This is a genomic window from Gordonia sp. CNJ-863 (assembly GCF_001942325.1).
Classification (GTDB): domain Bacteria; phylum Actinomycetota; class Actinomycetes; order Mycobacteriales; family Mycobacteriaceae; genus Gordonia; species Gordonia alkanivorans.
Genome location: NZ_MKKG01000011.1, coordinates 133,595 through 156,960 on the forward strand (window position 1 = coordinate 133,595; position 23,366 = coordinate 156,960).

Consider the following 23,366-nt stretch of genomic DNA (forward strand, 5'->3'; position numbering starts at 1 on the left):
GGTGACTCGCGTACCCGAAAAGGCGAAACATCCATGTTCTCAAGCACTTCCACGACCCGCCGGGCTCGTCGCCCGCTGGCGATCCTCGCCGCGCTGACACTTCCGCTGGCCGTCACGACCGCATGCTCCTCCGACGACACCCCCGCCACCCAGGCCGACTCGGTGACCATCACCGACCAGTGGGTAAAGGCATCCGACAAGCAGATGACCGGTGCGTTCGGCACCGTGGCCAACACCTCCGACCGCGAGGTGACCCTCACCGGTGGTGACACCGATGTCGCCGACCGCGTCGAGGTGCACGAGATGGCCCCGGCCGGCGACGGCACCATGACCATGCGCCAGGTCGACGGCGGCCTGAAGATCGCCGGCGGTCAGACGGTCTCGCTCGAACCCGGCGGGAACCACATCATGCTGATGGACCTGAAGCGGCCGATCGAGGCCGGTCAGACGGTCACCATCACCTTGCGCTTCGGCGACGGTTCCACACGCGAGATGGTCGCGCACGCACGCGATTTCCGTGGAGCCAACGAGGAGTACACGCCGGGCCACGGCTCGTCGGACACCGGCAGTGATGGCTGAGTCCACCAGCCACGGTGACGGCAGAAGACGGGGCCGGGGCCCGGCCCTCTCGCGACGCAGCCTGATCGCAGGCGTCGCGGGAGCCGCCGGTCTCGGTGTCGGAGCCACGGCGATCGCAGCGCGGTCCACGGACGCAGCCGGGGACGCCACGCACGGCGGCGACGTCGTCGAGTTCCACGGCGTGCACCAGGCCGGGGTGACGACCCCGCCCACCGCGCACGTCAACTACGTCGGACTCGATCTCTCGGCAGATCGGGGGCCGCAGGCGCGGGAGGCGCTCGCCGGGATTCTCCGGGTCTGGACCGAGGACGCCGCCCGGCTCACGAGGGGTACGCCGGCGCTGGCCGACAGCGAACCGGAACTCGCCCGATTGCCCGCCAGGCTCACCGTCACGGTCGGCCTGGGCCCCGGCGCCTTCACCGCGACGGGACTGGAGGGCCGACGGCCCCGGTGGCTGCATCCGCTTCCGGCGTACCCCATCGACCGACTCGACGAGCGGCGCTGGGGACAGACGGACCTGCTGCTGCAGATCTGCTCCGACGACCCGGTCACCGTCGCCCACGCGACCCGGGTCCTGACGGCGAACGTGGCGGGACGGGTCCGACTGCGATGGGTCCAGCGCGGCTTCCGCAACTCCCGCGGCAGCCAGGACGAGAAGGTGACCATGCGCAACCTGATGGGGCAGGTCGACGGAACCGTGAACCTCGGGCCCGCCGACTCGGACACCCTGGTCTGGGACGACGGCGCCGAACAGCCGTGGTTCGCCGGCGGGACGTCGATGGTGCTGCGTCGGATCGCCATGGATCTCGACGGATGGCAGGAGGTCGACCCGCGCAGCCAGGAACTGTCGGTGGGACGCACCCTCACCGACGGTGCGCCGCTGAGCGGGGGAGGTGAACACGACGACCCGGACTTCGACAAGATCGTCGACGGGCTGCCCGCCATCCCGGCGTCGTCGCACATCGCCCGCGCCCGTCACCGGACACCGACGGAGCGATTCCTGCGGCGTGGCTACAACTACGACGACCCGCCGGAACCCGATGCCGACGGGACCATCCCCATCTCCAACAGCGGCCTCCTGTTCGCCGCCTACCAGCGCGATGTCGACGCCCAATACGTGCCGGTCCAGGCGCGGCTGGCCGAACACGACGCGCTGAATCAATGGACGACGCCCATCGGATCGGCGGTCTACGCCGTCCTTCCCGGGGCTCGTCGAGGAGAGGTACTGGGGCAGGGCCTGCTGGGCTGATCGACCGGCCTGAGGGGGCACGAGGCGCGGCACATACAATCGGCGGAGTGTCGACGCCCCGTGCCCTGTCCGGTCTGGCCGCGCTCGCGTGTGCGGACAAATCCTTCCGCGAGGTGCACGAACGCCGTGCCGAACGTCGCCTCGACATCACCGCACCCGACGCCGCCCGGCCGTTCCTCGTCTCCTGTCTGGCCGCCGGCGCCGAGGCCCCGCTGCTGGTCGTCTCGGCCAACGGTCGCGAGGCCGATGACCTGACGGCCGAGTTGGCCGAACTCCTCGACGACGCCGACTCGGTGGCCCAGTTCCCCTCGTGGGAGACCCTCCCGCACGAGCGGCTGTCGCCGAGCGCGGACACCGTCGGCCAGCGACTGGCGGTGCTGCACCGTCTCGCCAATCCCGGCGACAACCCGCTGCGGGTCGTGGTCACCACGGTCCGCTCGCTCGTGCAGCCGATGGCGCCGGGCCTCGGCGAGGTCGCCACGGTAACGCTGCGCGAGGGCATCGAGGTCGACTTCGACGGACTGCTGGCGCAGCTCGTCGAGATGGCCTACGAACGGGTGGACATGGTTGGACGCCGCGGCGAGTTCGCGGTCCGCGGCGGCATCCTCGACGTCTTCCCGACGACCGCCGACCACCCGGTCCGCGTCGAGTTCTGGGGCGACGAGATCACCGAGATCCGGGCGTTCTCGGTCGCCGACCAGCGCAGCCAGCCCGAGGTCGACGCGTCCGAGGTACGCATCCACCCGGGTCGTGAACTACTCCTGTCCGAGAAGGTGCGCACGCGCGCAAGCGATCTCGCGGCGAAGAACCCCGACGACACCGCACTCACCGAGATGCTCGGCAAACTGGCCGAGGGCATCCCCGTCGAGGGAATGGAAGCGCTCATCCCGGCGCTCGTCGACGGCGAGATGCAACTCCTCACCGAGGTCGTCCCCGACGGGACACGCGTGCTGATCCTCGACCCCGAGAAGGTCCGGACCCGCGCCGCGGACCTGTCCAAGACCGGTGCGGAGTTCCTCGAGGCGTCGTGGACGGCCGCGGCGATGGGCGCGAACGCCCCGATCGACCCGCGGTCAGGAACCGGCATCGACCTGCAGGCCAGCGCCTATCGTTCGCTCGGCGACGTGCGCGAAGCGACACTACAGGCCAAACGCCCGTGGTGGACGCTGTCACCGCTGTCCACCGGCAGCGGGAACGAACTCGAACTCGACCTCACCCCCGGACCCGCACCGCGCGGCGACGAGCGCGAGATCGCGGCCACGTTCGCCCAGCTCCGGGCGCATGTGTCCGACGGCAAGACCGCCGCGATCGTCGTCACCGGCAAGGGCACCGCCCAGCGAGTCGGCGAGCGGCTGTCCGAGGCCGAGGTGCCGTACGTGATCGCCGAGCCGGGGCATCGTCCCGAACCGGGCGAGGTCACGGTCTTCGGGGCCACGCTCCGCGCCGGAATCGTCTGTGCCGACGCCGGACTCGTCGTGGTCACCGAGGCGGATCTCACCGGTACGCGCGTCGCGAACGTCCGTGACGGACGCAAGCTCCCGGCCAAGCGCCGCAACCAGGTCGACCCGCTGGCGCTGGCCGCCGGCGACCTCGTCGTGCACGACCAGCACGGCATCGGCAAGTTCGTCGAGATGATCGAACGCACCGTCTCGGGTGCGCGTCGCGAGTACCTGGTCCTCGAGTACGCGTCGAGCAAACGCGGCCAGCCCGCCGACCGGCTGTACGTGCCGATGGACGCGCTCGACCAGTTGTCCCGGTACGTCGGTGGCGAGCAGCCGTCGCTGTCCAAGCTGGGCGGGTCGGACTGGCAGAACACCAAGCGCAAGGCGCGCAAGGCCGTTCGCGAGATCGCCGGCGAGCTGGTGCAGCTCTACGCCGCGCGTCATGCCGCCCCGGGCCACGCCTTCGGGCCCGACACCCCGTGGCAGCAGGAGATGGAAGACGCCTTCGACTTCACCGAGACGGTCGATCAGCTGACCGTCATCGCCGAGGTCAAGTCCGACATGGAACGTCCGGTCCCGATGGACCGCGTCATCGTCGGCGACGTCGGTTACGGCAAGACCGAGATCGCGGTGCGCGCCGCGTTCAAGGCGGTGCAGGACGGCAAACAGGTCGCCGTCCTCGTGCCGACGACCATTCTCGCGCAACAGCATCTGCAGACGTTCACCGAGCGGATGAGCGGTTTCCCGGTGCGGGTACGCGGACTGTCGCGCTTCACCGATGCCAAGGAATCCCGCGAGATCACCGAGGCGATGGCCAAGGGCGAGGTCGACATCGTCATCGGCACCCACCGCCTCCTGCAGACCGGTATCACGTGGAAGGACCTCGGCCTCGTGATCGTCGACGAGGAGCAGCGATTCGGCGTCGAACACAAGGAACACATCAAGTCGCTGCGCACCCACGTCGACGTGCTGACCATGTCGGCGACGCCGATCCCGCGCACCCTGGAGATGTCGATGGCCGGCATCCGCGAGATGTCGACGATCCTCACCCCACCCGAGGAGCGCCACCCGGTGCTGACCTATGTCGGCGCCTACGCGCCGAAACAGGTGGCCGCGGCGATCCGTCGTGAGTTGCTCCGCGACGGCCAGGTCTTCTACGTGCACAACCGCGTCTCGACCATCGACAAGACGGCCAAGGACATCGCCGCAATGATCCCCGAGGCGAGAGTCGTTGTCGCGCATGGTCAGATGGGTGAGGATCAGCTGGAGCGCACGGTGTCGGGGTTCTGGAACCGCGAGTACGACGTGCTGGTCTGTACGACCATCATCGAGACCGGTCTCGACATCTCCAACGCCAACACGCTCATCGTGGACCGCGCCGAGAACCTCGGTCTCTCGCAGCTCCATCAGCTGCGCGGACGAGTCGGACGTAGTCGTGAACGCGGTTACGCCTACCTGCTCTACAGCCCGGACCGGCCGCTGACCGAGACCGCCTACGACCGGCTCGCGACGATCGCGCAGAACAACGAACTCGGCGCCGGTATGGCGGTGGCGCTCAAGGACCTCGAATTGCGTGGCGCCGGAAATGTTCTCGGCGCCGAACAGTCCGGCCACGTCGCGGGCGTCGGTTTCGACCTCTACGTGCGGCTCGTTGGCGAGGCCGTCGAGGCGTATCGCGCCGCGGCCGACGGCAAGCCCGTCGAGACCCAGGAGACCGGGGAGGTGCGGATCGACCTGCCGGTGGATGCGCACATCCCGGTCGAATACGTCGACTCGGACCGTCTCCGTCTGGAGGCGTACCGCAAGCTGGCGTCGGCCACCGACGACGCCGAGGTCGACGCGGTGCTCGTCGAACTCAACGACCGCTACGGTCCGCCGCCGGTCGAGACGACGCGTCTGGCGTCGATCGCCCGCCTGCGTCTGCGCTGCCGCGAGCGCGGCATCACCGAGATCGGACTGGCCGGACAGGGCGTCAAGATCTCGCCGCTGCCGCTCCTCGACAGCGAGCAGGTGCGTCTCCGCAGGCTCTACTCCTCGGCGACCTTCCGCGCGACGACGTCGGTGGTCACGCTCCCGATTCCGCGGACCGGGGGAGTCGGTTCGGCACGTCTGCGCGACGACGAGCTCATCGAGTACCTCACGACGTTCCTCACGCAGCTCAAGCCGGAGCCGAACGCTTAGAACACCACTCAGCGGGGCAGGAAAATCCACGGGGGTCGAGAGAGGGCGTACAACGAATGACGGTGGTGCTGTTGGACCCGGCACGGCCCGACCTGATCCCCATCCGGGCGCGCGCCTGGCTCACCGGATCGGTCAAGGTCACCGAGGACGTGCCCGCTGCCCTGCTCTGGGAGTTCGACCGTGTCGAACCGGTTTTCGACGAGGTGCTCGGTGAGACGCCCGTCGACTCCGTGCTGGTGAGCACCGACGCCGATCACCCCCTCGTGCGTGCCCGCGCCGCCCGCGGTGAGCAGGTCATCGCCACGCAGAAGGTCTCGGGGATGGCGCTCCTCGATTCCGTCGCGCTCATGGACACGTTGCGCCGCGACGGCCCCTGGGAGAGCACCCAGACCCATCACTCGCTGCGTCGCTACCTCCTCGAGGAGGTCTACGAGCTGCTCGACGCCATCGAGGCCGGTGATCAGCTCGAGCTCAAGGAAGAACTCGGGGATCTGTTGCTGCAGGTGCTCTTCCACGCGCGCATCGCCGCCGACGACCCGGACGCGCCGTTCGACATCGACGACGTCGCACGCAGTTTCACCTCCAAGGTGATGGGCCGCACCCCCGGCGTGCTGTCCGGCGCCCACTCCGACCTGGAGACCCAGATCCGCGAGTGGGAGGAACGCAAGGCCGCGGAGAAGAAGCGCGGCTCCGTCCTCGACGGCGTTGCCACCACGCAGCCGTCGCTCGCCCTGCTGCAGAAGATCTTCGAACGGCTCACCGCGGCGTCGTATCCGGTGGACACCATTCCGGCCGAGACGTGGACGGTCACCGTCGCCCCGAGCGACGACAGCGTCGAGGCGCAGACCCGAGACAAGGCCCTGGCGCTGATGGCGTCGGTCCGGGACGCCGAGGCGCGCGCGAAAGAGCTGGGCATCGAACTGGATTCGCGTGCAGCTTGGGAGAGCGTGCTCCCGGACTGATGGTGAGCGACCGCCGTCGCGGAAGGTCACTCAAAGAGCCGCTGCCCCCACCATTCGCCGGGTCCGAGGCCGGGTGGGATGGCGAAGTTCGCCGAGCCGTTGGGGATCAGATACTCGGTCATCGCGTCCTGCCGGGACAGGACCTGCTGCATGGGCACGAATTGCTTGCCGGTGTCGCGGTTGAAGGCGATGAAGAACAGCCCGGCGTCGAGGTGGCCGAAGCCGTCGGTCCCGTCGGTGAAGTTGTAACCGCGGCGGAGGATCTGCACCCCGCCGAGGTTGTCCGGATGTGCCAGCCGCACATGGGCGTTGCGCGCGATGATCGGGGTCCCACCGGAGGTGATCGCGAAGTCGGGGTCGTCGAACTCGCCGGCCTTCCCGAGCGGTGCGCCGGATCGCTTGGTGCGTCCGACGATCTGTTCCTGCTCGAAGAGGTTGGCGCGGTCCCACGGTTCGATGTCCATCCGGATCCGCCGGGCGACGAGGTAGGTCCCGCCGGTCATCCACTGCGCCGACGGTGGATTGTCCTCCGGGGCGACCCAGACCCAGCGGTCGAGGAGGTCGGTGTCCTCGGCGCGCAGGTTCGCGGTGCCGTCCTTGAACCCGAACAGGTTTCGGGGAGTGTCCTGGGACTGCGTCGTCGACGACGTGCGGCCGAACCCTAGCTGCGACCAGCGGACGGCCATGACGCCCACCGCCATTCGGGCGAGATTGCGGATGGCGTGGACCGCCACCTGCGGGTCGTCGGCGCAGGCCTGCACGCAGATGTCGCCGTACGACCGTGCGGGGTCGATCTTCTCGGCGGCGAACATCGGCAGGTCGACGAGCGCCGGCGGTCGACGGTCGGCGAGACCGAACCGGTCGGGGCGGTCGGGAGCCGACGCGCTGGGACCGAACAGCCCGGGACCGAAGCCGATCGTGAGCGTGAGGTGAGCAGCGCTCAGCCCCAACGCTTCCCCGGTATCGGCGGGTGGTGTGTACTCACCGAGGCCGGTGGCGCCGTCGGGGACGGTCTCCTCGCCGCGGGTCATGCGGTCGGCCGCGTCGGTCCAGCGTTGCAGCACCGCGACGAGCTCGTCTCGGTTGTCGGTGACGACGTCGAAGCTCGCGAAATGCAGCCGATCCTGTGCGGCGGTGATGATCCCGGCCTGCCGTGGACCCCGGAATTCGACGATGTGGTCGGTCGCCGGGGCCTGCGTGGTGGCACGGCCGACGGCCATCCCGCCCGCGGCGACGAGCAGTCCGGCACCGGTGCCGCCGAGGATCGCACGACGCGAGAGACCACGTCGCGTCGTGCGGCCTACGGGCTCGGTTGGTTGCGCGTCGTCGGGGTGGCGGGCCGGATCACTCATTGCTGCAACACGATTCCCGGCACCTGGGACAGGGTGGCCGACAGCGCGTCGATCTGAGTGGGCAGCTCCTTGCGCTGTTCGGGCGTGACCTCGATGTAGGACACGTAGCCGTCGCCGTTACGGTATCTGTTCACCGAGTCGCGCGCGGTCGTGAACTGCGCGGTGATCTTGTCCATCAGTGCCGGGTTCTTGGCGGAGATGATCGGCTGCATCGTCGCGATCGCGGTTTCCGACCCGTCGAGATTGGCGGCGATGTCCCACAGGTCGGTGTGGGAGTACCGGTCCTCTTCACCGTCGACCTTGGTGGCGGCGACCTCGTCGATGAGGGCCTGCGGGCCCTTCACGAACGAGAGGGTCTCGAACTCGAAGTCCGGCTTGCTGACCGAGTCGCGGAGCCTGGTCACGTTGGCGAGCAGACCGTCGGCGATCTCGGCGATGGCCTGCGGATTGTCGGTCGCCTTGGCGTTCGCGGCATCCGACGGCGTGATCTGGCCGGCTGCATCGCCGATCTCGGCGGGCTGCGGCGGCCACAGGAACCGTTCGAGACGGTGGAAGCCGGTGAACGGCTGGGTGCCGTCCTCGGTATCGTCCCATCGCATGTCGATGGCGGGGTCGAGATCGGGGAAGGACTCGGCGACCGGCTCGATCCGTTCGTACGGGGTACGCGTGAGACCGAACTGCGCACGCGCCGCGTCGAGATCGCCCTTCTTGACGCTGTCGACGAAGGACGTCGTCTGGGCGTGCAGGGTGTTCAGCTGATTGCGGACGTACTCGAGGTACTGCGCCTTGGCGGCGGTCACGTCTGCGGGTACGTCGGCCTTCTCCTTGCGCTCGCCGCCGACGTTGAGTTCGGTTCGGATGCCGGTGCCGACCATGCCGGGCTTGCACGCCACCGTGTAGGTGCCGGGTTCGACGATCTCGACGGTCAGATTGCCGGACAGTCCGGGGCCGATGTTCTCGACCTCGCCGAGGACGCGGTTGTTGTTGCCGTAGACGTAGAACTCGGTGACCTTGTCGCCGGAGTTGGTGATCGCGAAATCGACGTTGCCGGTCGTCGCTTCGGTGGTCGCGAGATCGCAGGCGTCGGCGGTCGAGGTCACCGCGATCGCGCCCTCGGAGCTGCCCTTCTCGGTACAACCGGCGAGGAGCACAGGGGAGATCACCACCGCGGCCGCAGCTGCGGCCACCACGGGTCTACGAGCACTGAGGATTCCTTTCGGGGGCGGGCTCCGCGGGCGCGGAGCTCTCGTCGGGCGTTGCGCTCTTCCGGGCGGCGGGGGTCTTCGAGGTGGGGGCCCGATGGCCGGCGCGCTGTCGACGGAAGAAGATCGTGGTCACGACCACCACGTAGACGATCCAGGCGATCACCTGCAGGATTGTCGGATCCGGGCGCACGTTGAAGATGCCGCCGAGGATCGTGCCGTACCAGGAGGAGGCGTCGTAGGTCGCCGAGATGTCGAAGGCGGTGTTGCCGAGGCCGGGCAGCCAGCCGACCGTCTGCAAGGCCCGGATGCCGTAGGTCAGGATTCCGGCGGCGACGACGATCAGGAACAGGCCGGTGTAGGTGAAGAACACCGAGAGGTTCATGCGGATCGCTCCGCGGTAGATCAGCACTGTCAGCGCGACGGCGGCGAGGATGCCGATCACGAGTCCGAGCAACGGCCACAGTCCGCCCGACACGCTCTCGGCGTAACCGACCATCAGCAGCGCCGTTTCGAAGCCCTCGCGGCCGACGGCCAGGAACGCCAGACCCAGCACCGAGGCGCCGCCGGCGAGAAGCGCTTTCGACATCCCGCTCTTGAGATCGGCGGAGATGTGGGAGGAGGCCTCGCTCATCCACAGCACCATGAACGTCACGATCCCGACCGCCACCAGCGACGCGACGCCGGCGATGGTCTCCGCCGCGAGCGGCGTCATCGTCGATGTGCCGAAGTGGATCACGAGGAACACCACGAGCGTCATCGCCACCGCCGCACCCACGCCCGCCCAGATCCACTTGAGGGCGTCTCGGCGGTCGGTCTTGACGACGAAGGCGATCAGGACCATGACCACGATCCCGGTCTCGAGGCCTTCGCGCAGACCGATGAGCGCGCTCCCTACCATCTGCGTCCAGACCGACGGTCCGTCGGCAGCCAGGACCGCAATGCCGCTCGAGGCGAGTGCCGATACGTAATACATTCCCGGTGGTCCATCTCCTCGACGCCCAGCGGCGACGTGTGTGGTGAGGCTAGCCATAGGAACGTTAGACCGGAGAGGGTGTGTCGCATAGGGCACATCGCCCCACCGGTGGGCCGGATCCCTGCCAGAGGGGGCCTGATCAGCGGGATTCGACGCACTGTGATTTCCAGACCTCCGCCGGTGCCGTGACCGGTATGTCGGGATCGGCGTCGAGCATCGGATTCCGCACGGTGGGCGACGCCGCGTCGAAGTCCCGACCGACCATCGGGAACCGAAGGCGACCGCCGGCAGTTGTCCCCTGTGACCGGGTCGCTGTGTGTTGCCGAGGCGAGCACGCCGCGGCATGTGCGATCGTGGTCGCTCGGGCGGGCATCGGCTCGCCCCAGATCTATTCGACAGACCTGAGACAGGAGTGAACGGGGAATGCGTGTGTTGGGCCGGGGGCGGAACCGTCGCTCGTGGAGGAACGGGCTGGTGGCGGGCTGTGTGGCGGTCGCCTCGACGGTGCTGCTCTCCGCATGCATCGACCTCCCGTCGCTGAACAGGCCCGACATCCCCGAGGGCATCCCGCCCGGCGCGGGCGTGCCGCAGCCCTACATCGACATCAACGCACCGGGCCGCACCGCCGACAAGATGCGCGAGTGGGCCGACCCCATCTCCGAGTCGACCGGCATCCCCGTCGTGTCCCTGCAGGCATACGGCAACGCCGCGGAGATCCAGCGGCAGCAGCACCCCGAATGCGGCATCGCGTGGACGACGCTGGCCGGCATCGCCGGCGTCGAGAGCAAGCACGGGCACTATCGGGGTTCCAGTGTCGCCGCCAACGGCGACGTCAGCCCGCCGATCCGCGGGGTTCAGCTCGACGGCACCAAGGGCAACATGGAGATCCGCGACACCGACGGCGGCAGCCTCGACGGCGACTCCACCCACGACCGCGCCATGGGACCGTTCCAGTTCATTCCGGAGACGTGGAAGCGCTACGGCGTGGACGCCAGCGGCGACGGCGTCCCCGACCCGGACAACATCGACGACGCGGCGCTGTCCGCCGCCCGCTACCTGTGCGTCTCCTCGGGCAACGACATGACCGTCGCCGAGGGCTGGGAGAAGGCGGTCCGCAGGTACAACAATTCGATGGCCTACGTCCTCGACGTGCGCGATCACGCCAACGCCTACTCGATCAACGTCCGTTTCTGACCCGGGAGCCGGACGGTTCCGGCCGTGGCACGAGACCTTGTCTCGTGGACCGTGGGTGCAGCCACTACTCTTTGACCTACCGACCGGCATCACAGCCGGCACGTCCACCGAGATTGGGGTTCAGCCGTGGCAATCATCGAGCAGGTAGGTGCGCGCGAGATTCTCGATTCGCGGGGAAACCCGACGGTCGAGGTCGAGGTCGTCCTGGACGACGGCACCTTCACCCGCGCCGCCGTTCCGTCGGGCGCTTCCACGGGCGAACATGAGGCCGTCGAGCTCCGTGACGGCGGCGAGCGGTACCTGGGCAAGGGGGTCACCAAGGCCGTCGAGGGTGTCCTCGGCGAGCTGGCACCCGCGGTGATCGGCATCGAGGCCGAGGAACAGCGTCTCGTCGACCAGGCACTCCTGGACTGCGACGGCACCCCCGACAAGAGCCGCATCGGCGCCAACGCGCTGCTCGGTGTGTCGCTCGCGGTGGCCAAGGGCGCGGCCGAGTCGGCCGGTCTGCCGCTGTTCCGCTACATCGGCGGCCCCAACGCCCACATCCTGCCGGTCCCGATGATGAACATCATCAACGGCGGTGAGCACGCGGACAACGGCATCGACTTCCAGGAGTTCATGATCGCCCCGGTCGGCGCTCCCACCTTCAAGGAAGCCCTCCGCTGCGGCGCCGAGGTCTACCACGCGCTCAAGTCGGTGCTGCACAAGCAGGGCCTGAACACCGCGCTCGGCGACGAGGGCGGCTTCGCCCCCGACCTGCCGAACACCGAGGCTGCGATCGCCGTGATCGGCGAGGCCGTCGGCAAGGCCGGCTACAACTTCGGCCGTGACGTCGTCATCGCGCTCGACGCCGCGTCGACCGAGTTCTACTCCAACGGCGCCTACAAGCTCGAGGGCAAGGAGCTCGGCGCCGACGACATGGTGTCGTTCTACGAGAAGCTCATCGCCGACTACCCGATCGTCTCGATCGAGGACGGTCTGTCCGAGGACGACTGGACCGGTTGGGCCAAGCTGACCGAGTCGATCGGTGACAAGGTGCAGCTCGTCGGCGACGACCTGTTCGTCACCAACCCCGAGCGCCTCGAAGAGGGCATCTCCAAGGGCATCGCCAACGCCCTGCTGGTCAAGGTCAACCAGATCGGCACGCTGACCGAGACCCTCGATGCCGTCGCCCTCGCGCACAACAACGGCTACAAGTCGATGATGAGCCACCGGTCCGGTGAGACCGAGGACACCACCATCGCCGACCTCGCCGTCGCCTGCAGCTGTGGCCAGATCAAGACCGGCGCGCCCGCTCGTTCCGAGCGTGTCGCCAAGTACAACCAGCTGCTGCGCATCGAAGAGGGTCTCGGCGATGCGGCACGCTACGCGGGCGACCTCGCCTTCCCGCGTTTCTCGTTTGGTTCGTGATTAGCTGTCTTCATGGGTTCGGAGCGACGTCACCGCGGTGACGGGCGTCAGCGTGCGCGTGATCGGAAGGCCGATCCGCGCGTACGCGACGCCCGTCGCACGCGACGGCACGATCGGTCCGGACGTCCGGCCCGACCTGTCGCACCGGCCTCGGTCGTCGAGACCGGTGAGCAGGAGCTGATCACCGACGCCACCAAGGACACCGCCGACGAAGCCCAGAGGACCGCGGCCGACACAGCCGCCCCGCCGGCCGAACCGGTTCGTCGTCCCCGGCCGAACGCGTCCCGCAGCCGGATGCGGTCCGGTTTGAGTGCTCGTCTGCGTCGTTTCGAGATGACCCCGGCGACCGTGGCGACACTCGTCATCACGGTCGTCGTGGTCTGCGTCGTCGCCCTGACGCTGGCGATGCCGCTGCGGACCTACTTCACTCAGCGGTCGGAGTTCCGTCAACTGACCGCGTCGAACGAACAGCTGCGGCGCGAGGTCGCCGACTACCAGCAGAAGGTCAACGAGCAGAACGACCCCGCCTACATCGAGGCCCAGGCGCGGACGCGTCTGCAGTTCGTCAAGCCAGGAGAGATCCCGCTCGTGATGTTGTTCCCCGCCGACCAGGCCCGCCGCGAGGCCGCCGAACGTGCCGAGGAGCGCGCCCGCGCACCCTGGTACGGCAACCTCTGGGACACCCTGTCGACTCCGCCCGCCGCGCAGTGAGGTCAGAGACCGTGAGCGTGTCAGAAGAAGACCTCGCCACCGTCGCAGCCCAGCTGGGGCGCGAACCGCGGGGCGTCATCGAGATCAGTTACCGCACACCTGACGGGCAGCCGGCCGTCGTCAAGACCGCGCCGCGGCTGCCCGACGGCACGCCGTTCCCGACGCTGTACTACTTGACCGATCCGCGGCTCACCGCCGAGGCCAGCCGTCAGGAATCGGCGGGCGTGATGCGAGGGATGACCGCCCGGTTGTCGTCCGATCCGGAGCTCGCGGCTGCCTATCGTCGTGCGCACGAGGACTACCTCGCCGAACGCGACGCCATCGAGTCGCTGGGTACCGACTTCACCGGCGGCGGGATGCCCGACCGGGTGAAGTGCCTGCACGTGCTGATCGCGCATTCGCTCGCCAAGGGGCCGGGTCTCAACCCGTTCGGCGACGAGGCGGTGGCTCTCGCCGCTGCAAACGGCTTGCGGGGCACCGCGATCCCGACCGACTGGCCCGACACGCTTCCGCCCACGGAGGCCACCGGAGACGACGCGTGACGGTCGTCGGCGCCGTCGACTGCGGTACCAATTCGATCCGTCTCCTCGTCGCCCGGGCCGGCGACGACGGTCGCCTCGTCGACCTGCATCGCGAGATGCGCGTCGTACGACTGGGTTACGGCGTCGACGCCACGGGTCAGTTCGCACCGGAGTCGATTGAACGCACCCGCATCGCGCTCGCCGACTACGTCAAGACGATGGAATCGCTCGGCGTCGTGAAGGTTCGGATGGTCGCGACATCGGCGACGCGTGATGCGTCGAACCGCGACGAGTTCTTCGCGATGACCGCCGACCTGCTGGGCTGTGTCTCCGACGGCGCCATCGCCGAGGTCATCTCCGGGGACGAGGAAGCGCGGCTGTCCTTCCGCGGGGCTGTCGGTGAATTGGACCCTGCCACCGGACCTTTCGTGGTCACCGACCTCGGGGGCGGCTCGACCGAGGTGGTGCTCGGCGACACCGACGGTGTCCACGCGGCGTACTCGGCGGACATCGGGTGCGTGCGCCTGACCGAACGCACCCTGCCGTCGGATCCGCCGACCGCCGAGGAGATCGCCGCCGCCCGGGCGTTCGCCGCCGAGCGGCTGGCCGAGGCCTTCTCGCGGGTGCCCGTCGAACCTGCACGGACGTGGGTCGGCGTCGCCGGGACGATGACGACGCTCGCCGCGCTCGGCGCCGGGCTGACCGAGTACGACTCGGAGAAGATCCACCTCTCCCGCATCTCGCTGGCCGACCTGGACCGCGTGTGCTGGGACCTCGTCCACATGACGCGCGCCGACCGCGCCGCCCTGGGGCCGATGCACCCCGGTCGCGTCGACGTCATCGGCGGGGGATCGCTGGTCACGCTGGAACTGGCGAGGGTGCTGGCCGAGCGTGCGGGCATCACCGAACTCGTCGTCAGCGAGCACGACATCCTGGACGGGATCGCATTGGGAATCCTGGACTGACCGTCCGGCCCCGATAGGATGTGACGCATGGCATACAACCTGCGTTGCCCCTGTGGCGAGTCCATCACCGCCCTCGAAGACGACTTCGTCCCCAAGGTCCAGGCCCACCTCGCGGCCGAACACCCCGGCCGGGACTACAGCGAGACCGAGATCATGATGATGGCGATGACCGTGCCCGACCGCGCGGTGAAGTCCGACTGACCCTTCGAGACGCCCTCCGCAAGCTCCGGGCTCCTCAGGGAGGGTTTGTCGGCGCTAGACGGCCGCGGGATTGCGCAGCGAGATGTTGTTGCAGGCCTCGCACACCGACTCGGGGATGATGCCTGCACGCTGCAGGAATCCGAAGATGGTGCAGCCGAGGCAGAATCCGAACACGGCCTCGAGAGTCGCAGCGAAAATCAGGATGCCGGTGGCGATCTGTGCGGCCAGACCGAAACCGAAGAGGCTGAGCACGAACGCCGTGCCGCTGACGACCAGGCCGATGGTCTGGGCGAAACGCTTCGGCGGACCCGGGACGAGCTTCTCCTTGCGGACGATCTTCGGGACGATGAACTTCACCGACAGCTGTCCGAACGGGGATAGCGTCGGGCCCGACGCCACGCGCAGCGCGAAACCGAGGGCCAGCACGCCGTAGAGGATCGGGTTGTTGACCGCGACCGCGATGACGGCCAAGGCGACGACCAGGCCGGCAGTCGTGCGGGCCGCATAGTCGTTCACGGGGTTGGGAAAGGTGAGAACCTCACGCACCGACATCGACAGAACCTCCATGAACTAGGAAAACCAGGACCAAGCTACGGGTGAGTCCGCCGTTTGGCAAAGGTTGTATCCACCCAGATCTCAAGAGGGTGAGCGCGGTCTCACAAGTGATCGATGTCGGGTGCGATCCGGGGCTCCTCCGCGGCGATCTCCCGCGGGTCGTCGACGTCGGGCTCGTCCTGGTCGGTCACGCCGCCGTCGCTGGGGAGTTCGGCCTCTCGGGAGACCTCTCCCTCCTGGTCGATGCCGGCCTGCTCACCGACGTCGATGCGATCGGGGATCTCGTCCATGTCGACTCCAGTCACTTCTCGCGCCTGCTCGGATTCGGAGAACGGTTCGGACAGGTCGACGTCGTTGATCGACTCCGCATAGGCGAACTCGGCGTCGATGATTCCCCACTCCGGGTCGCGGGCGAGCTCGTCGGCCTTCGCCTTGCGGGCGGCCTCCCGCATCTCGAACCCGTCGGTGACGATCTCGCCGATCTCGCGGGTCACCCCGGCGACGGCACCGGTGATGATCGTGGCGATGCGACCCACGTGTGTTGCCGTGGACTCGATCAGCTCCTGCATCAGATCCTTGTTCCGTTCGATGCTGTCGACCATCTAGACCCCCTGGGTTCCTGAAGGGTGTTGCCCCCACATGAGAGTGTGCGCACGCCCGTCCGACGCGGCTGGTCCCGAGGATACCCCCGGGACCAGCCGGCGAAACGGTGCGGAGAGGAGCTGATCAGGCGACCGACGCGGGCTTCTCACGCTCGACGATGACGGTGAGGTCGTCGTCGTCGCGGGTCATCCAGTTCGGCAGCGACAACTTCGCGATCTTCTTCCAGGTCGACGCCAGCTGGTGACTGAGTGAGCCGGTGTTGTACGGGAGGCCGTAGCGATCACAGATCTCGCGCACCTCGGCCGACATCTCCGGGTAGCGGCCGGCAGGGATGTCCGGGAACAGATGGTGCTCGATCTGATGGGACAGGTTGCCGCTCATGATGTGGAACAGCGGACTGCCGGTGATGTTGGCCGAACCCAGCATCTGGCGCAGGTACCACTGGCCCCGGGTCTCGTTCTGGCATTCCTCAGGGGTGAAAGTCTGTGCACCGGTGGGGAAGTGGCCGCAGAAGATGATCGAGTACGTCCATACGTTGCGCACCAGGTTCGCGGTTGCGTTGCCGATCAGGGTCGGCACGAACAGCGGACCGGTCAGCGCCGGGAAGACGACGTAGTCCTTGAGGACCTGTCGACCGGCCTTGCGCCACATACCTTTCACCAGGCCCTTGATGTCACTCCACTTGCGCTTGCCCTGGATCACGTTCTCCGCCTCCAGATCGTGGAGCATGACACCCCACTCGAAGAGGAGCATGAGGGCGGTCGCATAGCCGAGGTTGCCCAGGTAGTAGGGATTCCACTTCTGGTCGCGCGCCATCCGCAGGATGCCGTAACCGATGTCGCGGTCCTCGCCGACGATGTTGGTGAATGTGTGGTGCAGGTAGTTGTGGCTGTGCTTCCACTGGTCAGCCGGACACACGGTGTCCCACTCGAATTCGCGCGAATTGTAGGTGTCCTCGCGCATCCAGTCGTACTGGCCGTGCATCACGTTGTGGCCGATCTCCATGTTGTCGAGGATCTTCGACACGGAGAGCGCCCCCACGGCGGCGATCCAGGCCGGCGGGAAGAACCCGAGGTACATGAGCGCGCGGCCGCCGATCTCGAAGCCGCGCTGGGCGCGGATGACCGCGTACAGGTAGTCGCGATCCTTCTGGCCGAGGTCGGCGACGATCCGGGAGCGCAGCTCGTCCAGGTCACGCCCCAGCGCCTCGACCTGTTCATAGGACAGGACGACGGTGTTGGGGTCGGTGTTTCCGGTGTTGATCTTCTCGGCCTCGACTACGGCCGGCAGGTTCTCGGTGGGCGCGGGACGGGTGTCCTTGGCGATGTCGATGGTCATGGTGTGCCTCCTGCTAGTTAGGAGAGTGGATTGGGTGGAGGTCGGCGTGTGGTGGCCGACCGTCAGATCTCGATGTCGACGGAACCGACCGGGGCGTTGATGCACAGCTGGATCTGGGTGTCGGACTCGGTGTCGGTCTCGCCGGTCAGGACGTTGCGGGTGCAGCCCGACTTCTTCACGGCGGTGCAGGAGAAGCAGATCCCCATGCGGCAGCCGGATTCCGGGGTGAGTCCGGCGGCCTCGGCCTGGTCGAGGATCGGACGACCGTCGTTGGTCGCCGTTGCCCCCGACCGTGAGAACGTCAGTTCGCCCTCGACCGAATCGGGGTCGACGACCGTCGGTGCGGCCAGGGTGAACGCCTCGCTGTGCAATGGCTGCGAGATGCCGAGCTCGGTATGTGCCTCGGCGACGGCATCCATCAAGGCCTGCGGTCCGCAGACGAAGACGTCGGCGTCGGCCAGGCCGGGGATGTTGTCGAGGTGCGCGGCGGTGAAGTGGCCGTCGTGGGCCTCGCGGGTGTGGTGCATCCGGAGGTCGAGGTTGGGATGCCCGGCCGCCAGGGCGGCGAGCTCGTCCCGGTACGCCACCTCCGACGCCGTGCGTGCGTAGTGCACGAACGTGATCGGTCCTGCGTAGCCTCGGGCCACGAGCGTCCTCATCATTGAGAGCACAGGTGTAACTCCGCTGCCCCCGCTGATGAAGACGGCCGACGTCGGGTCGGTCTCCGGTAGTGCGAAGTCGCCGTCGGCCTGGGACAGTCCGACGACGTCGCCGGTCCGGGCCTCGGCGGCAAGGTACTTGGAGACGAGGCCGTCGTCGTTGGCGGTGATGGTCAGCTCGATGGCGCCGTCCGAGCCGGCGGCGGCGTTGGCCGGCGAGAAACAACGGGTGTGCCGTACGCCGTCGATGACGACGCTGAGCTGCACGTATTGTCCTGCCTGGTGTCCGCGCCACTGTCGTGTCGGACGAATGGTGAGACGCACCGTGCGGGGCGTCGGGTGCTCGACCCGGACGATCTCGCCGCGCAGGTCGCGCCAGGTGAGCATCGGGTCGAGCAGTTCGAGATAACGGTCGACCGGATGCGGGGACAGTGCCGCCTCGACGATCGAGCCGACCAGGCGATTCCAGCGGCCGGGGCTGCCGGCGGAGGTGCGCGGGGTCGGGTTGTGGGAGGTGCGGATGCTCATGGAAGGGCTCCGTTCACATGATTTCGGTGTACAGGTGTACACAAACGAGTGTGACATGACGGCGCCCTGGGTCGTCAAGCGTGGATCTGTGTGACGGCTGTCACTGTCTTCGAGGAGGTCGTGGCCGGGACCGGAGGTCGTGGCGAATACACTCGGGTCTGTGACACGCACGCGGAGTTCGAACCAGCGCGATGCGCAGACGCGTGCGGACAAGAAGAACCAGACGCGGCAGGCGCTCCTCGACACCACGAGGTCCCTCGTCGGCGAGCGCAGCTTCGGCAGCATCAGCCTGCGCGAGGTGGCCCGCGGCGCGGGCATCGTCCCCACGGCCTTCTATCGACACTTCGCCTCGATGGAGGATCTCGGCGTCACCGTCGTCGAGGACTCGATGCGTGTCCTGCGACGCGCACTCCGCGAGGGTCGGCGTGATCTCGCCGCGCGTCAGGCGATGCCGACCGCGAAGAACTCCCTCGACATCCTCTTGCGTCACGTCCGCGAGAACGAGTCGCAGTTCAGATTCCTCATCCGCGAACAGCACGGCGGCATCGCGGAGATCCGGCGTGCCATCGACACCGAACTCCGGCTCTTCTCCAAGGAGCTGACGATCGACCTCGCCCGGATCCCGGACCTCGCCCCGTGGCAGCCCGAAGACCTCGAGATCGCGGCCGAGCTCATCGTCACGATCATGCTGACCGCCGTGGCCGATCTCCTCGACGGCGAGTACCGCGGACGCGGTGCCGAGCAGGAGATCGTCGAGCGCACCGAACGCCAACTGGTGATGGTCTTCCTCGGAATGGGCCAGTGGCGACCGTCCGAGTGAGCTCGACCCGCTGAACGGGTCCCGACCGGGCCCCTCCGAAGAGTGCGACGGGGTCTGGCGTGATCGGGATCTGCTCGCCGGATCCATGGGCGGCGCGTGCGATACGACGCCGCCTGCCGACTCCCCGTCGTGATGCCGACCTGTGGAAACGGTGCCTCTACCGAACCGGGCGGACCAATGTCCACTTGGCGTCACGGAGATTTCAATGGTGGCCTCGTGTCTCGCCGGTGCCAGACACTTGGGGCCGACATGTGTGTCGCAGCACGGGTTTCGACCTGCACTGCCGATCATGCCTGCCGCTCCACCCCCGATGCTCTACGACGAAAGGTGCCTTCGCGGTGTCTCTGCATTTCCACTGGTTCCTGCCCACCTACGGTGACTCCCGCAACCTGATCGCGGGCGGGCACGGCAGCCAGATGAACGGGGACCGGCCGGCCGACCTTCGTTACCTCAAGCAGCTCGCCGGTGCGGCCGAGGTGAACGGCTTCGAAGCCGTCCTGACCCCGGCCGGACTGTGGTGTGAGGACGCGTGGCTGACTACCGCGGCTCTGATCGATTCGACCGAGAGCCTCAAGTTCCTGATCGCCTTCCGTCCCGGCCTCATCTCGCCGCTGCTCGCCGCGCAGATGTCGGCGACCTTCCAGTGGCATTCCGAGGGTCGTCTGCTGATCAACGTCGTCACCGGCGGTGAGTCGAGCGAGCAGCGTGCCTTCGGCGATTTCCTGGCCAAGAACGCGCGCTACGAGCGCTGCGGCGAATACCTGGAGATCATCCGTCGGCTGTGGACCCAGGACGAGCCCGTCGACTTCGTCGGTAAGCACCTGCGCGTGGAGAACGCCCTGCTCGGCCGTCGCCCCACCCCGGCCCCGCCGGTCTTCTTCGGTGGATCGTCGCCTGCTGCCGGTGATGTGGCCGCCAAGTACGCCGACACCTACCTCACCTGGGGTGAGCGTCCCGAGGCCGTCGCCCAGAAGATCGCCTGGATCAACGGACTCGCCGCAGCCCAGGGCCGCACCCTCGATCACGGCATCCGCTTCCACGTCATCGCCCGCGAGACCTCCGAGCAGGCCTGGGCCGAGGCCGAACGCCTCCTCGGCAACCTCGATCCCGAACAGGTCGCCGCAGCGCAGCGGAACCTCGCCCAGTCGGAGTCCGAGGGGCAGCGTCGTATGTCCGAATTGCATGGCCGCGGAGCCGCTTTCGAGGGTTCGCCCGACCCGCGTTCGCTGGAGATCCATCCGGGCGTCTGGTCGGGCGTCGGCCTGGTGCGCGGCGGTGCCGGCACCGCGCTCGTCGGTTCCTACGACGAGGTCGCCGAACTCATCGGTGAGTACGCCGCACTCGGTCTCGACCACTTCATCCTGTCCGGCTACCCGCATCTCGAGGAGGCCTACCACTTCGGTGAAGGCGTCCGGCCGGCGCTCGCCCGACGCGGCTTGCTCGACGCGGCCGACGCCCGCCCGAGCGAAGAGGTCCGCACCGCGTTCCTGCCGCGCCTGCAGGCCGCATCGTCCTGATCGACCCACGCTCCACCTGAGAAATCACCTCCGGAGGTAACACCATGTCCACCGAATCCATCGCGGACCAGATCAAGTTCGCCTACTGGGTGCCGAACGTCAGCGGCGGCCTGGTCACCAGCACCATCGAACAGCGCACCGACTGGGGCTACGACTACAACATCAAGCTCGCCCAGACCGCCGAGGACAACGGCTTCGAATACGCCCTCTCACAGGTCCGTTACGAGGCCAGTTATGGCGCCGAGAACCAGCACGAGTCGACGAGTTTCAGCCTCGCGCTGCTCCTCGCCACGCAGCGGCTGAAGGTCATCGCCGCCGTTCACCCCGGACTGTGGCACCCGGCGGTCCTCGCCAAGCTCGGCGCCACCGCCGACCACCTGTCCAAGGGTCGTTTCGCCATCAACGTGGTAAGCGGCTGGTTCAAGGACGAGTTCACCCACCTCGGTGAGCCGTGGCTCGAGCACGACGAGCGCTACCGCCGCAGCGGCGAGTTCCTCGAGGTCATCCGCAAGATCTGGACCGAGGACAACGTCGACTACCGCGGCGACTTCTACCGAATCCACGACTTCACCCTGAAACCGAAGCCGCTCAACACCCCCGAGCGTCCGAACCCGGAGCTCTTCCAGGGCGGCAACTCGACCGCGGCCCGCAACAACGGCGGCCGCTTCGCCGACTGGTACTTCTCCAACGGCAAGGACTTCGACGGCGTCACCGAGCAGATCGACGACCTGCGCGCCGTCGCCCAGGCACACAACCGCTCGGTGAAGTTCGGTCTGAACGGCTTCATCATCGCGCGCGACACCGAGAAGGAAGCCCGCGACACCCTGCGCGAGATCGTCGAGAAGGCGAATCGTCCTGCGGTGGAAGGCTTCCGCGATGCCGTGCAGCAGGCAGGCAACTCGACCGGCGACAAGAAGGGCATGTGGGCGGACTCGAAATTCGAGGATCTCGTGCAGTACAACGACGGCTTCAAGACGCAGCTGATCGGTACCCCGGAGCAGATCGCCGAGCGCATCGTGGCCTACAAGCGCCTCGGCGTCGACCTGATCCTCGGTGGCTTCCTCCACTTCCAGGAGGAGATCGAGTACTTCGGCGAGAAGGTGCTCCCGCTCGTGCGTGAGATCGAGGCATCGCAGACCCCGGTCGCGGTTTCGTGACCACTGTCGGTCAGGCCCGACCCGATTTGGCGAGCCGGATCGGATCGACCGCCGAAGCCCTCTCCGTGGCAAGGGAACTGGCCGTGTCGTTCGCCGCAGGTGCCGTCGAGCGTGATCGCGACCGCCGGCTGCCGTTCGCCGAGATCGATCGCCTGTCGGAATCGGGTCTTCTCGCGCTGACCGTGCCCGCACGGTTCGGCGGCCTCGACGCGGCGCCGAGCGTGCTGGCCGAGGTCATCTCGATCCTCGCCGCCGCCGATCCGAGCATCGCGCAGATCCCGCACAGCCACTTCGTCTATCTAAACCTGGTGCGCCTCTCCGTGGGAGAGGCCTTGCAGGAGCGCATCTTCACCGACGTTCTCGCCGGTGGCCGGGTGGCCAACGCCCAGTCGGAGCGCGGCGGGAAGACCATTGCGGACATCTCGACGCGGCTGACCCCGGCCGACGGCGACGCAGCCCGGTTCGTCCTCGACGGTGAGAAGTTCTACTGCACGGGTTCGCTGTTCGCGCACACGCTCGCCGTCCTGGCGAAGCTCGATGCGCCGGCCGTCGACCTCGCGCCGGGCGAGTACGTGGCGTTCATCCCCGCGGACTCGCCGGGCGTGGAGATCGTCGACGACTGGGATGCCGTGGGGCAGCGGACCACCGGCTCGGGAACCGTACGGCTCTCGGGTGTCGAGGTCATGGCCGCCGATCTCGTGGCCCGTGCGTCGGCGACTGCCGCGCCGACCGCCTACGGGGCGTATGCGCGGCTGCTGCACGTGGCCATCGACGCCGGGATCGCCCGCGGCGCGCTGACCGAGGCCGTCGAGTTCGTGCGAACCAAGGCCCGTCCGTGGTTCGAGGCCGGCGTCGACCGCGCCGTCGACGATCCGCTGGTGGTCCAGCGTTTCGGTGAACTCGAGGTCGATGTCGCGACCGCCGAGGCGATGCTCGTCGCCGCCGGTCGCAAGGTCGACGAGGCGATCGAGGCTTCGGCCGGGGCGCCGAGTCGTGAACTCGTCGCGGAGGCATCGATCGCGGTGGCGCGTGCCAAGGCCGTGGCCGACCGGGTCGCGACGCCGGTGGCGTCGGCACTGTTCGAGGTCAGCGGAACCCGCAGTGCCGCAGCCGGAACGAGGCTCGATCGGTTCTGGCGCGATGCGCGGACGCACACGCTGCACGACCCCGTCCGGTGGAAGTACCAGCACATCGGTCGCTGGCTTCTCCGCGGGGAGGATCCGCCGTTGCACGGCGTGATCTGA

General features: G+C 68.0%; 21 protein-coding genes. 14 read left to right on the top strand and 7 right to left on the bottom strand.

The annotated features are described in order from the left end of the window. Positions 1 to 33: 33 nt before the first annotated feature. Genes BJF87_RS06490 through BJF87_RS06505 form a run of 4 tightly spaced genes read left to right on the top strand, consistent with a single transcriptional unit; the run spans position 34 to position 6,413 of the window. Positions 34 to 579, top strand: coding sequence for a copper chaperone PCu(A)C (locus BJF87_RS06490; RefSeq protein WP_006359491.1), 546 nt, complete (start codon positions 34 to 36; stop codon positions 577 to 579). After that, a complete protein-coding gene (locus BJF87_RS06495; protein ID WP_006359490.1) occupies positions 572 to 1,828 on the top strand; it encodes a Dyp-type peroxidase in 1,257 nt (418 codons plus the stop codon). Before BJF87_RS06490 ends, BJF87_RS06495 begins: the two co-directional genes overlap by 8 nt. 47 nt (positions 1,829 to 1,875) lie before the next feature. Further along, positions 1,876 to 5,451, top strand: coding sequence for a transcription-repair coupling factor (gene mfd, locus BJF87_RS06500; protein WP_042375942.1), 3,576 nt, complete (start codon positions 1,876 to 1,878; stop codon positions 5,449 to 5,451). Between the two features lie 56 nt (positions 5,452 to 5,507). Continuing rightward, positions 5,508 to 6,413: a MazG family protein gene (locus tag BJF87_RS06505; RefSeq protein WP_035750409.1), complete on the top strand. Its 906-nt coding sequence runs from the start codon at positions 5,508 to 5,510 to the stop codon at positions 6,411 to 6,413. 26 nt (positions 6,414 to 6,439) lie between these two features. On the opposite strand, the gene efeB is transcribed toward BJF87_RS06505, so the two are convergent. From efeB to efeU, 3 genes are read right to left on the bottom strand one after another with little or no spacing between them, the layout of a single operon-like run. Further along, the gene (efeB, locus tag BJF87_RS06510; RefSeq protein ID WP_035750412.1) at positions 6,440 to 7,765 is read right to left on the bottom strand and encodes an iron uptake transporter deferrochelatase/peroxidase subunit; all 1,326 of its coding nucleotides are present in this window, start codon (positions 7,763 to 7,765) and stop codon (positions 6,440 to 6,442) included. After that, on the bottom strand, positions 7,762 to 8,952 hold the full coding sequence (gene efeO, locus BJF87_RS06515) for an iron uptake system protein EfeO (protein WP_262338890.1): 1,191 nt from the start codon (positions 8,950 to 8,952) through the stop codon (positions 7,762 to 7,764). Before efeO ends, efeB begins: the two co-directional genes overlap by 4 nt. Positions 8,953 to 8,959: 7 nt before the next feature. After that, positions 8,960 to 9,943 (bottom strand): iron uptake transporter permease EfeU, encoded by a 984-nt coding sequence (gene efeU / locus BJF87_RS06520; RefSeq protein WP_075862838.1) that lies wholly within the window; start codon positions 9,941 to 9,943, stop codon positions 8,960 to 8,962. Between the two features lie 423 nt (positions 9,944 to 10,366). Here efeU and BJF87_RS06525 point away from each other — a divergent pair, with 423 nt between their 5' ends. The 6 genes from BJF87_RS06525 to BJF87_RS26250 all read left to right on the top strand — a co-directional run bounded on the left by BJF87_RS06525 (position 10,367) and on the right by BJF87_RS26250 (position 14,945). Next, the gene (locus BJF87_RS06525; RefSeq protein WP_035750419.1) at positions 10,367 to 11,137 is read left to right on the top strand and encodes a lytic transglycosylase domain-containing protein; all 771 of its coding nucleotides are present in this window, start codon (positions 10,367 to 10,369) and stop codon (positions 11,135 to 11,137) included. A 126-nt stretch (positions 11,138 to 11,263) separates the two neighbouring features. Beyond that, positions 11,264 to 12,547, top strand: coding sequence for a phosphopyruvate hydratase (gene eno / locus BJF87_RS06530; protein ID WP_035750420.1), 1,284 nt, complete (start codon positions 11,264 to 11,266; stop codon positions 12,545 to 12,547). Between the two features lie 12 nt (positions 12,548 to 12,559). Next, positions 12,560 to 13,258, top strand: coding sequence for a septum formation initiator family protein (locus BJF87_RS06535; RefSeq protein ID WP_035750422.1), 699 nt, complete (start codon positions 12,560 to 12,562; stop codon positions 13,256 to 13,258). An 11-nt stretch (positions 13,259 to 13,269) separates the two neighbouring features. Further along, a complete protein-coding gene (locus BJF87_RS06540; protein WP_035750424.1) occupies positions 13,270 to 13,800 on the top strand; it encodes a DUF501 domain-containing protein in 531 nt (176 codons plus the stop codon). Beyond that, positions 13,797 to 14,744, top strand: a complete 948-nt coding sequence (locus BJF87_RS06545; RefSeq protein WP_035750427.1) for a Ppx/GppA phosphatase family protein — start codon at positions 13,797 to 13,799, stop codon at positions 14,742 to 14,744. The genes BJF87_RS06540 and BJF87_RS06545 overlap by 4 nt, the downstream gene beginning before the upstream one ends. 27 nt (positions 14,745 to 14,771) lie before the next feature. Further along, positions 14,772 to 14,945: a hypothetical protein gene (locus BJF87_RS26250; protein WP_006867454.1), complete on the top strand. Its 174-nt coding sequence runs from the start codon at positions 14,772 to 14,774 to the stop codon at positions 14,943 to 14,945. 54 nt (positions 14,946 to 14,999) lie between these two features. On the opposite strand, the gene BJF87_RS06550 is transcribed toward BJF87_RS26250, so the two are convergent. The 4 genes from BJF87_RS06550 to BJF87_RS06565 form a co-directional block, all read right to left on the bottom strand. Next, on the bottom strand, positions 15,000 to 15,497 hold the full coding sequence (locus BJF87_RS06550) for a DUF4395 domain-containing protein (protein ID WP_035750883.1): 498 nt from the start codon (positions 15,495 to 15,497) through the stop codon (positions 15,000 to 15,002). 104 nt (positions 15,498 to 15,601) lie between these two features. Further along, complete coding sequence (locus tag BJF87_RS06555; RefSeq protein WP_035750429.1) at positions 15,602 to 16,102, bottom strand: hypothetical protein; 501 nt, start codon at positions 16,100 to 16,102, stop codon at positions 15,602 to 15,604. A gap of 124 nt (positions 16,103 to 16,226) precedes the next feature. Beyond that, positions 16,227 to 17,441, bottom strand: a complete 1,215-nt coding sequence (locus BJF87_RS06560) for an acyl-CoA desaturase (RefSeq protein ID WP_035750430.1) — start codon at positions 17,439 to 17,441, stop codon at positions 16,227 to 16,229. Between the two features lie 62 nt (positions 17,442 to 17,503). Then, positions 17,504 to 18,628, bottom strand: a complete 1,125-nt coding sequence (locus tag BJF87_RS06565) for a ferredoxin reductase (protein ID WP_042375946.1) — start codon at positions 18,626 to 18,628, stop codon at positions 17,504 to 17,506. 160 nt (positions 18,629 to 18,788) lie between these two features. Between BJF87_RS06565 and BJF87_RS06570 the strand changes: the two genes are divergently transcribed. The 4 genes from BJF87_RS06570 (at position 18,789) to BJF87_RS06585 (ending at position 23,366) form a co-directional block, all read left to right on the top strand. Next, the gene (locus BJF87_RS06570; RefSeq protein ID WP_035750435.1) at positions 18,789 to 19,448 is read left to right on the top strand and encodes a TetR family transcriptional regulator; all 660 of its coding nucleotides are present in this window, start codon (positions 18,789 to 18,791) and stop codon (positions 19,446 to 19,448) included. A 338-nt stretch (positions 19,449 to 19,786) separates the two neighbouring features. Beyond that, a complete protein-coding gene (locus BJF87_RS06575) occupies positions 19,787 to 20,965 on the top strand; it encodes an LLM class flavin-dependent oxidoreductase (RefSeq protein ID WP_035750437.1) in 1,179 nt (392 codons plus the stop codon). 44 nt (positions 20,966 to 21,009) lie between these two features. Beyond that, positions 21,010 to 22,122, top strand: coding sequence for a dimethylsulfone monooxygenase SfnG (sfnG, locus tag BJF87_RS06580; RefSeq protein WP_035750440.1), 1,113 nt, complete (start codon positions 21,010 to 21,012; stop codon positions 22,120 to 22,122). Then, positions 22,119 to 23,366: an SfnB family sulfur acquisition oxidoreductase gene (locus tag BJF87_RS06585; RefSeq protein ID WP_035750441.1), complete on the top strand. Its 1,248-nt coding sequence runs from the start codon at positions 22,119 to 22,121 to the stop codon at positions 23,364 to 23,366. Before sfnG ends, BJF87_RS06585 begins: the two co-directional genes overlap by 4 nt.

Excerpts from the sequence above, each read along its gene's own strand:
- BJF87_RS06490 (WP_006359491.1), top strand. The coding sequence starts at position 34 with ATGTTCTCAAGCACTTCCACGACCCGCCGGGCTCGTCGCCCGCTGGCG.
- BJF87_RS06495 (WP_006359490.1), top strand. The coding sequence starts at position 572 with ATGGCTGAGTCCACCAGCCACGGTGACGGCAGAAGACGGGGCCGGGGC.
- BJF87_RS06505 (WP_035750409.1), top strand. The coding sequence starts at position 5,508 with ATGACGGTGGTGCTGTTGGACCCGGCACGGCCCGACCTGATCCCCATC.
- efeB (WP_035750412.1), bottom strand. The coding sequence starts at position 7,765 with ATGAGTGATCCGGCCCGCCACCCCGACGACGCGCAACCAACCGAGCCC.
- efeU (WP_075862838.1), bottom strand. The coding sequence starts at position 9,943 with ATGTATTACGTATCGGCACTCGCCTCGAGCGGCATTGCGGTCCTGGCT.
- BJF87_RS06525 (WP_035750419.1), top strand. The coding sequence starts at position 10,367 with ATGCGTGTGTTGGGCCGGGGGCGGAACCGTCGCTCGTGGAGGAACGGG.
- BJF87_RS06535 (WP_035750422.1), top strand. The coding sequence starts at position 12,560 with ATGGGTTCGGAGCGACGTCACCGCGGTGACGGGCGTCAGCGTGCGCGT.
- BJF87_RS26250 (WP_006867454.1), top strand. The coding sequence starts at position 14,772 with ATGGCATACAACCTGCGTTGCCCCTGTGGCGAGTCCATCACCGCCCTC.
- BJF87_RS06550 (WP_035750883.1), bottom strand. The coding sequence starts at position 15,497 with ATGTCGGTGCGTGAGGTTCTCACCTTTCCCAACCCCGTGAACGACTAT.
- BJF87_RS06555 (WP_035750429.1), bottom strand. The coding sequence starts at position 16,102 with ATGGTCGACAGCATCGAACGGAACAAGGATCTGATGCAGGAGCTGATC.
- BJF87_RS06560 (WP_035750430.1), bottom strand. The coding sequence starts at position 17,441 with ATGACCATCGACATCGCCAAGGACACCCGTCCCGCGCCCACCGAGAAC.
- BJF87_RS06565 (WP_042375946.1), bottom strand. The coding sequence starts at position 18,628 with ATGAGCATCCGCACCTCCCACAACCCGACCCCGCGCACCTCCGCCGGC.
- sfnG (WP_035750440.1), top strand. The coding sequence starts at position 21,010 with ATGTCCACCGAATCCATCGCGGACCAGATCAAGTTCGCCTACTGGGTG.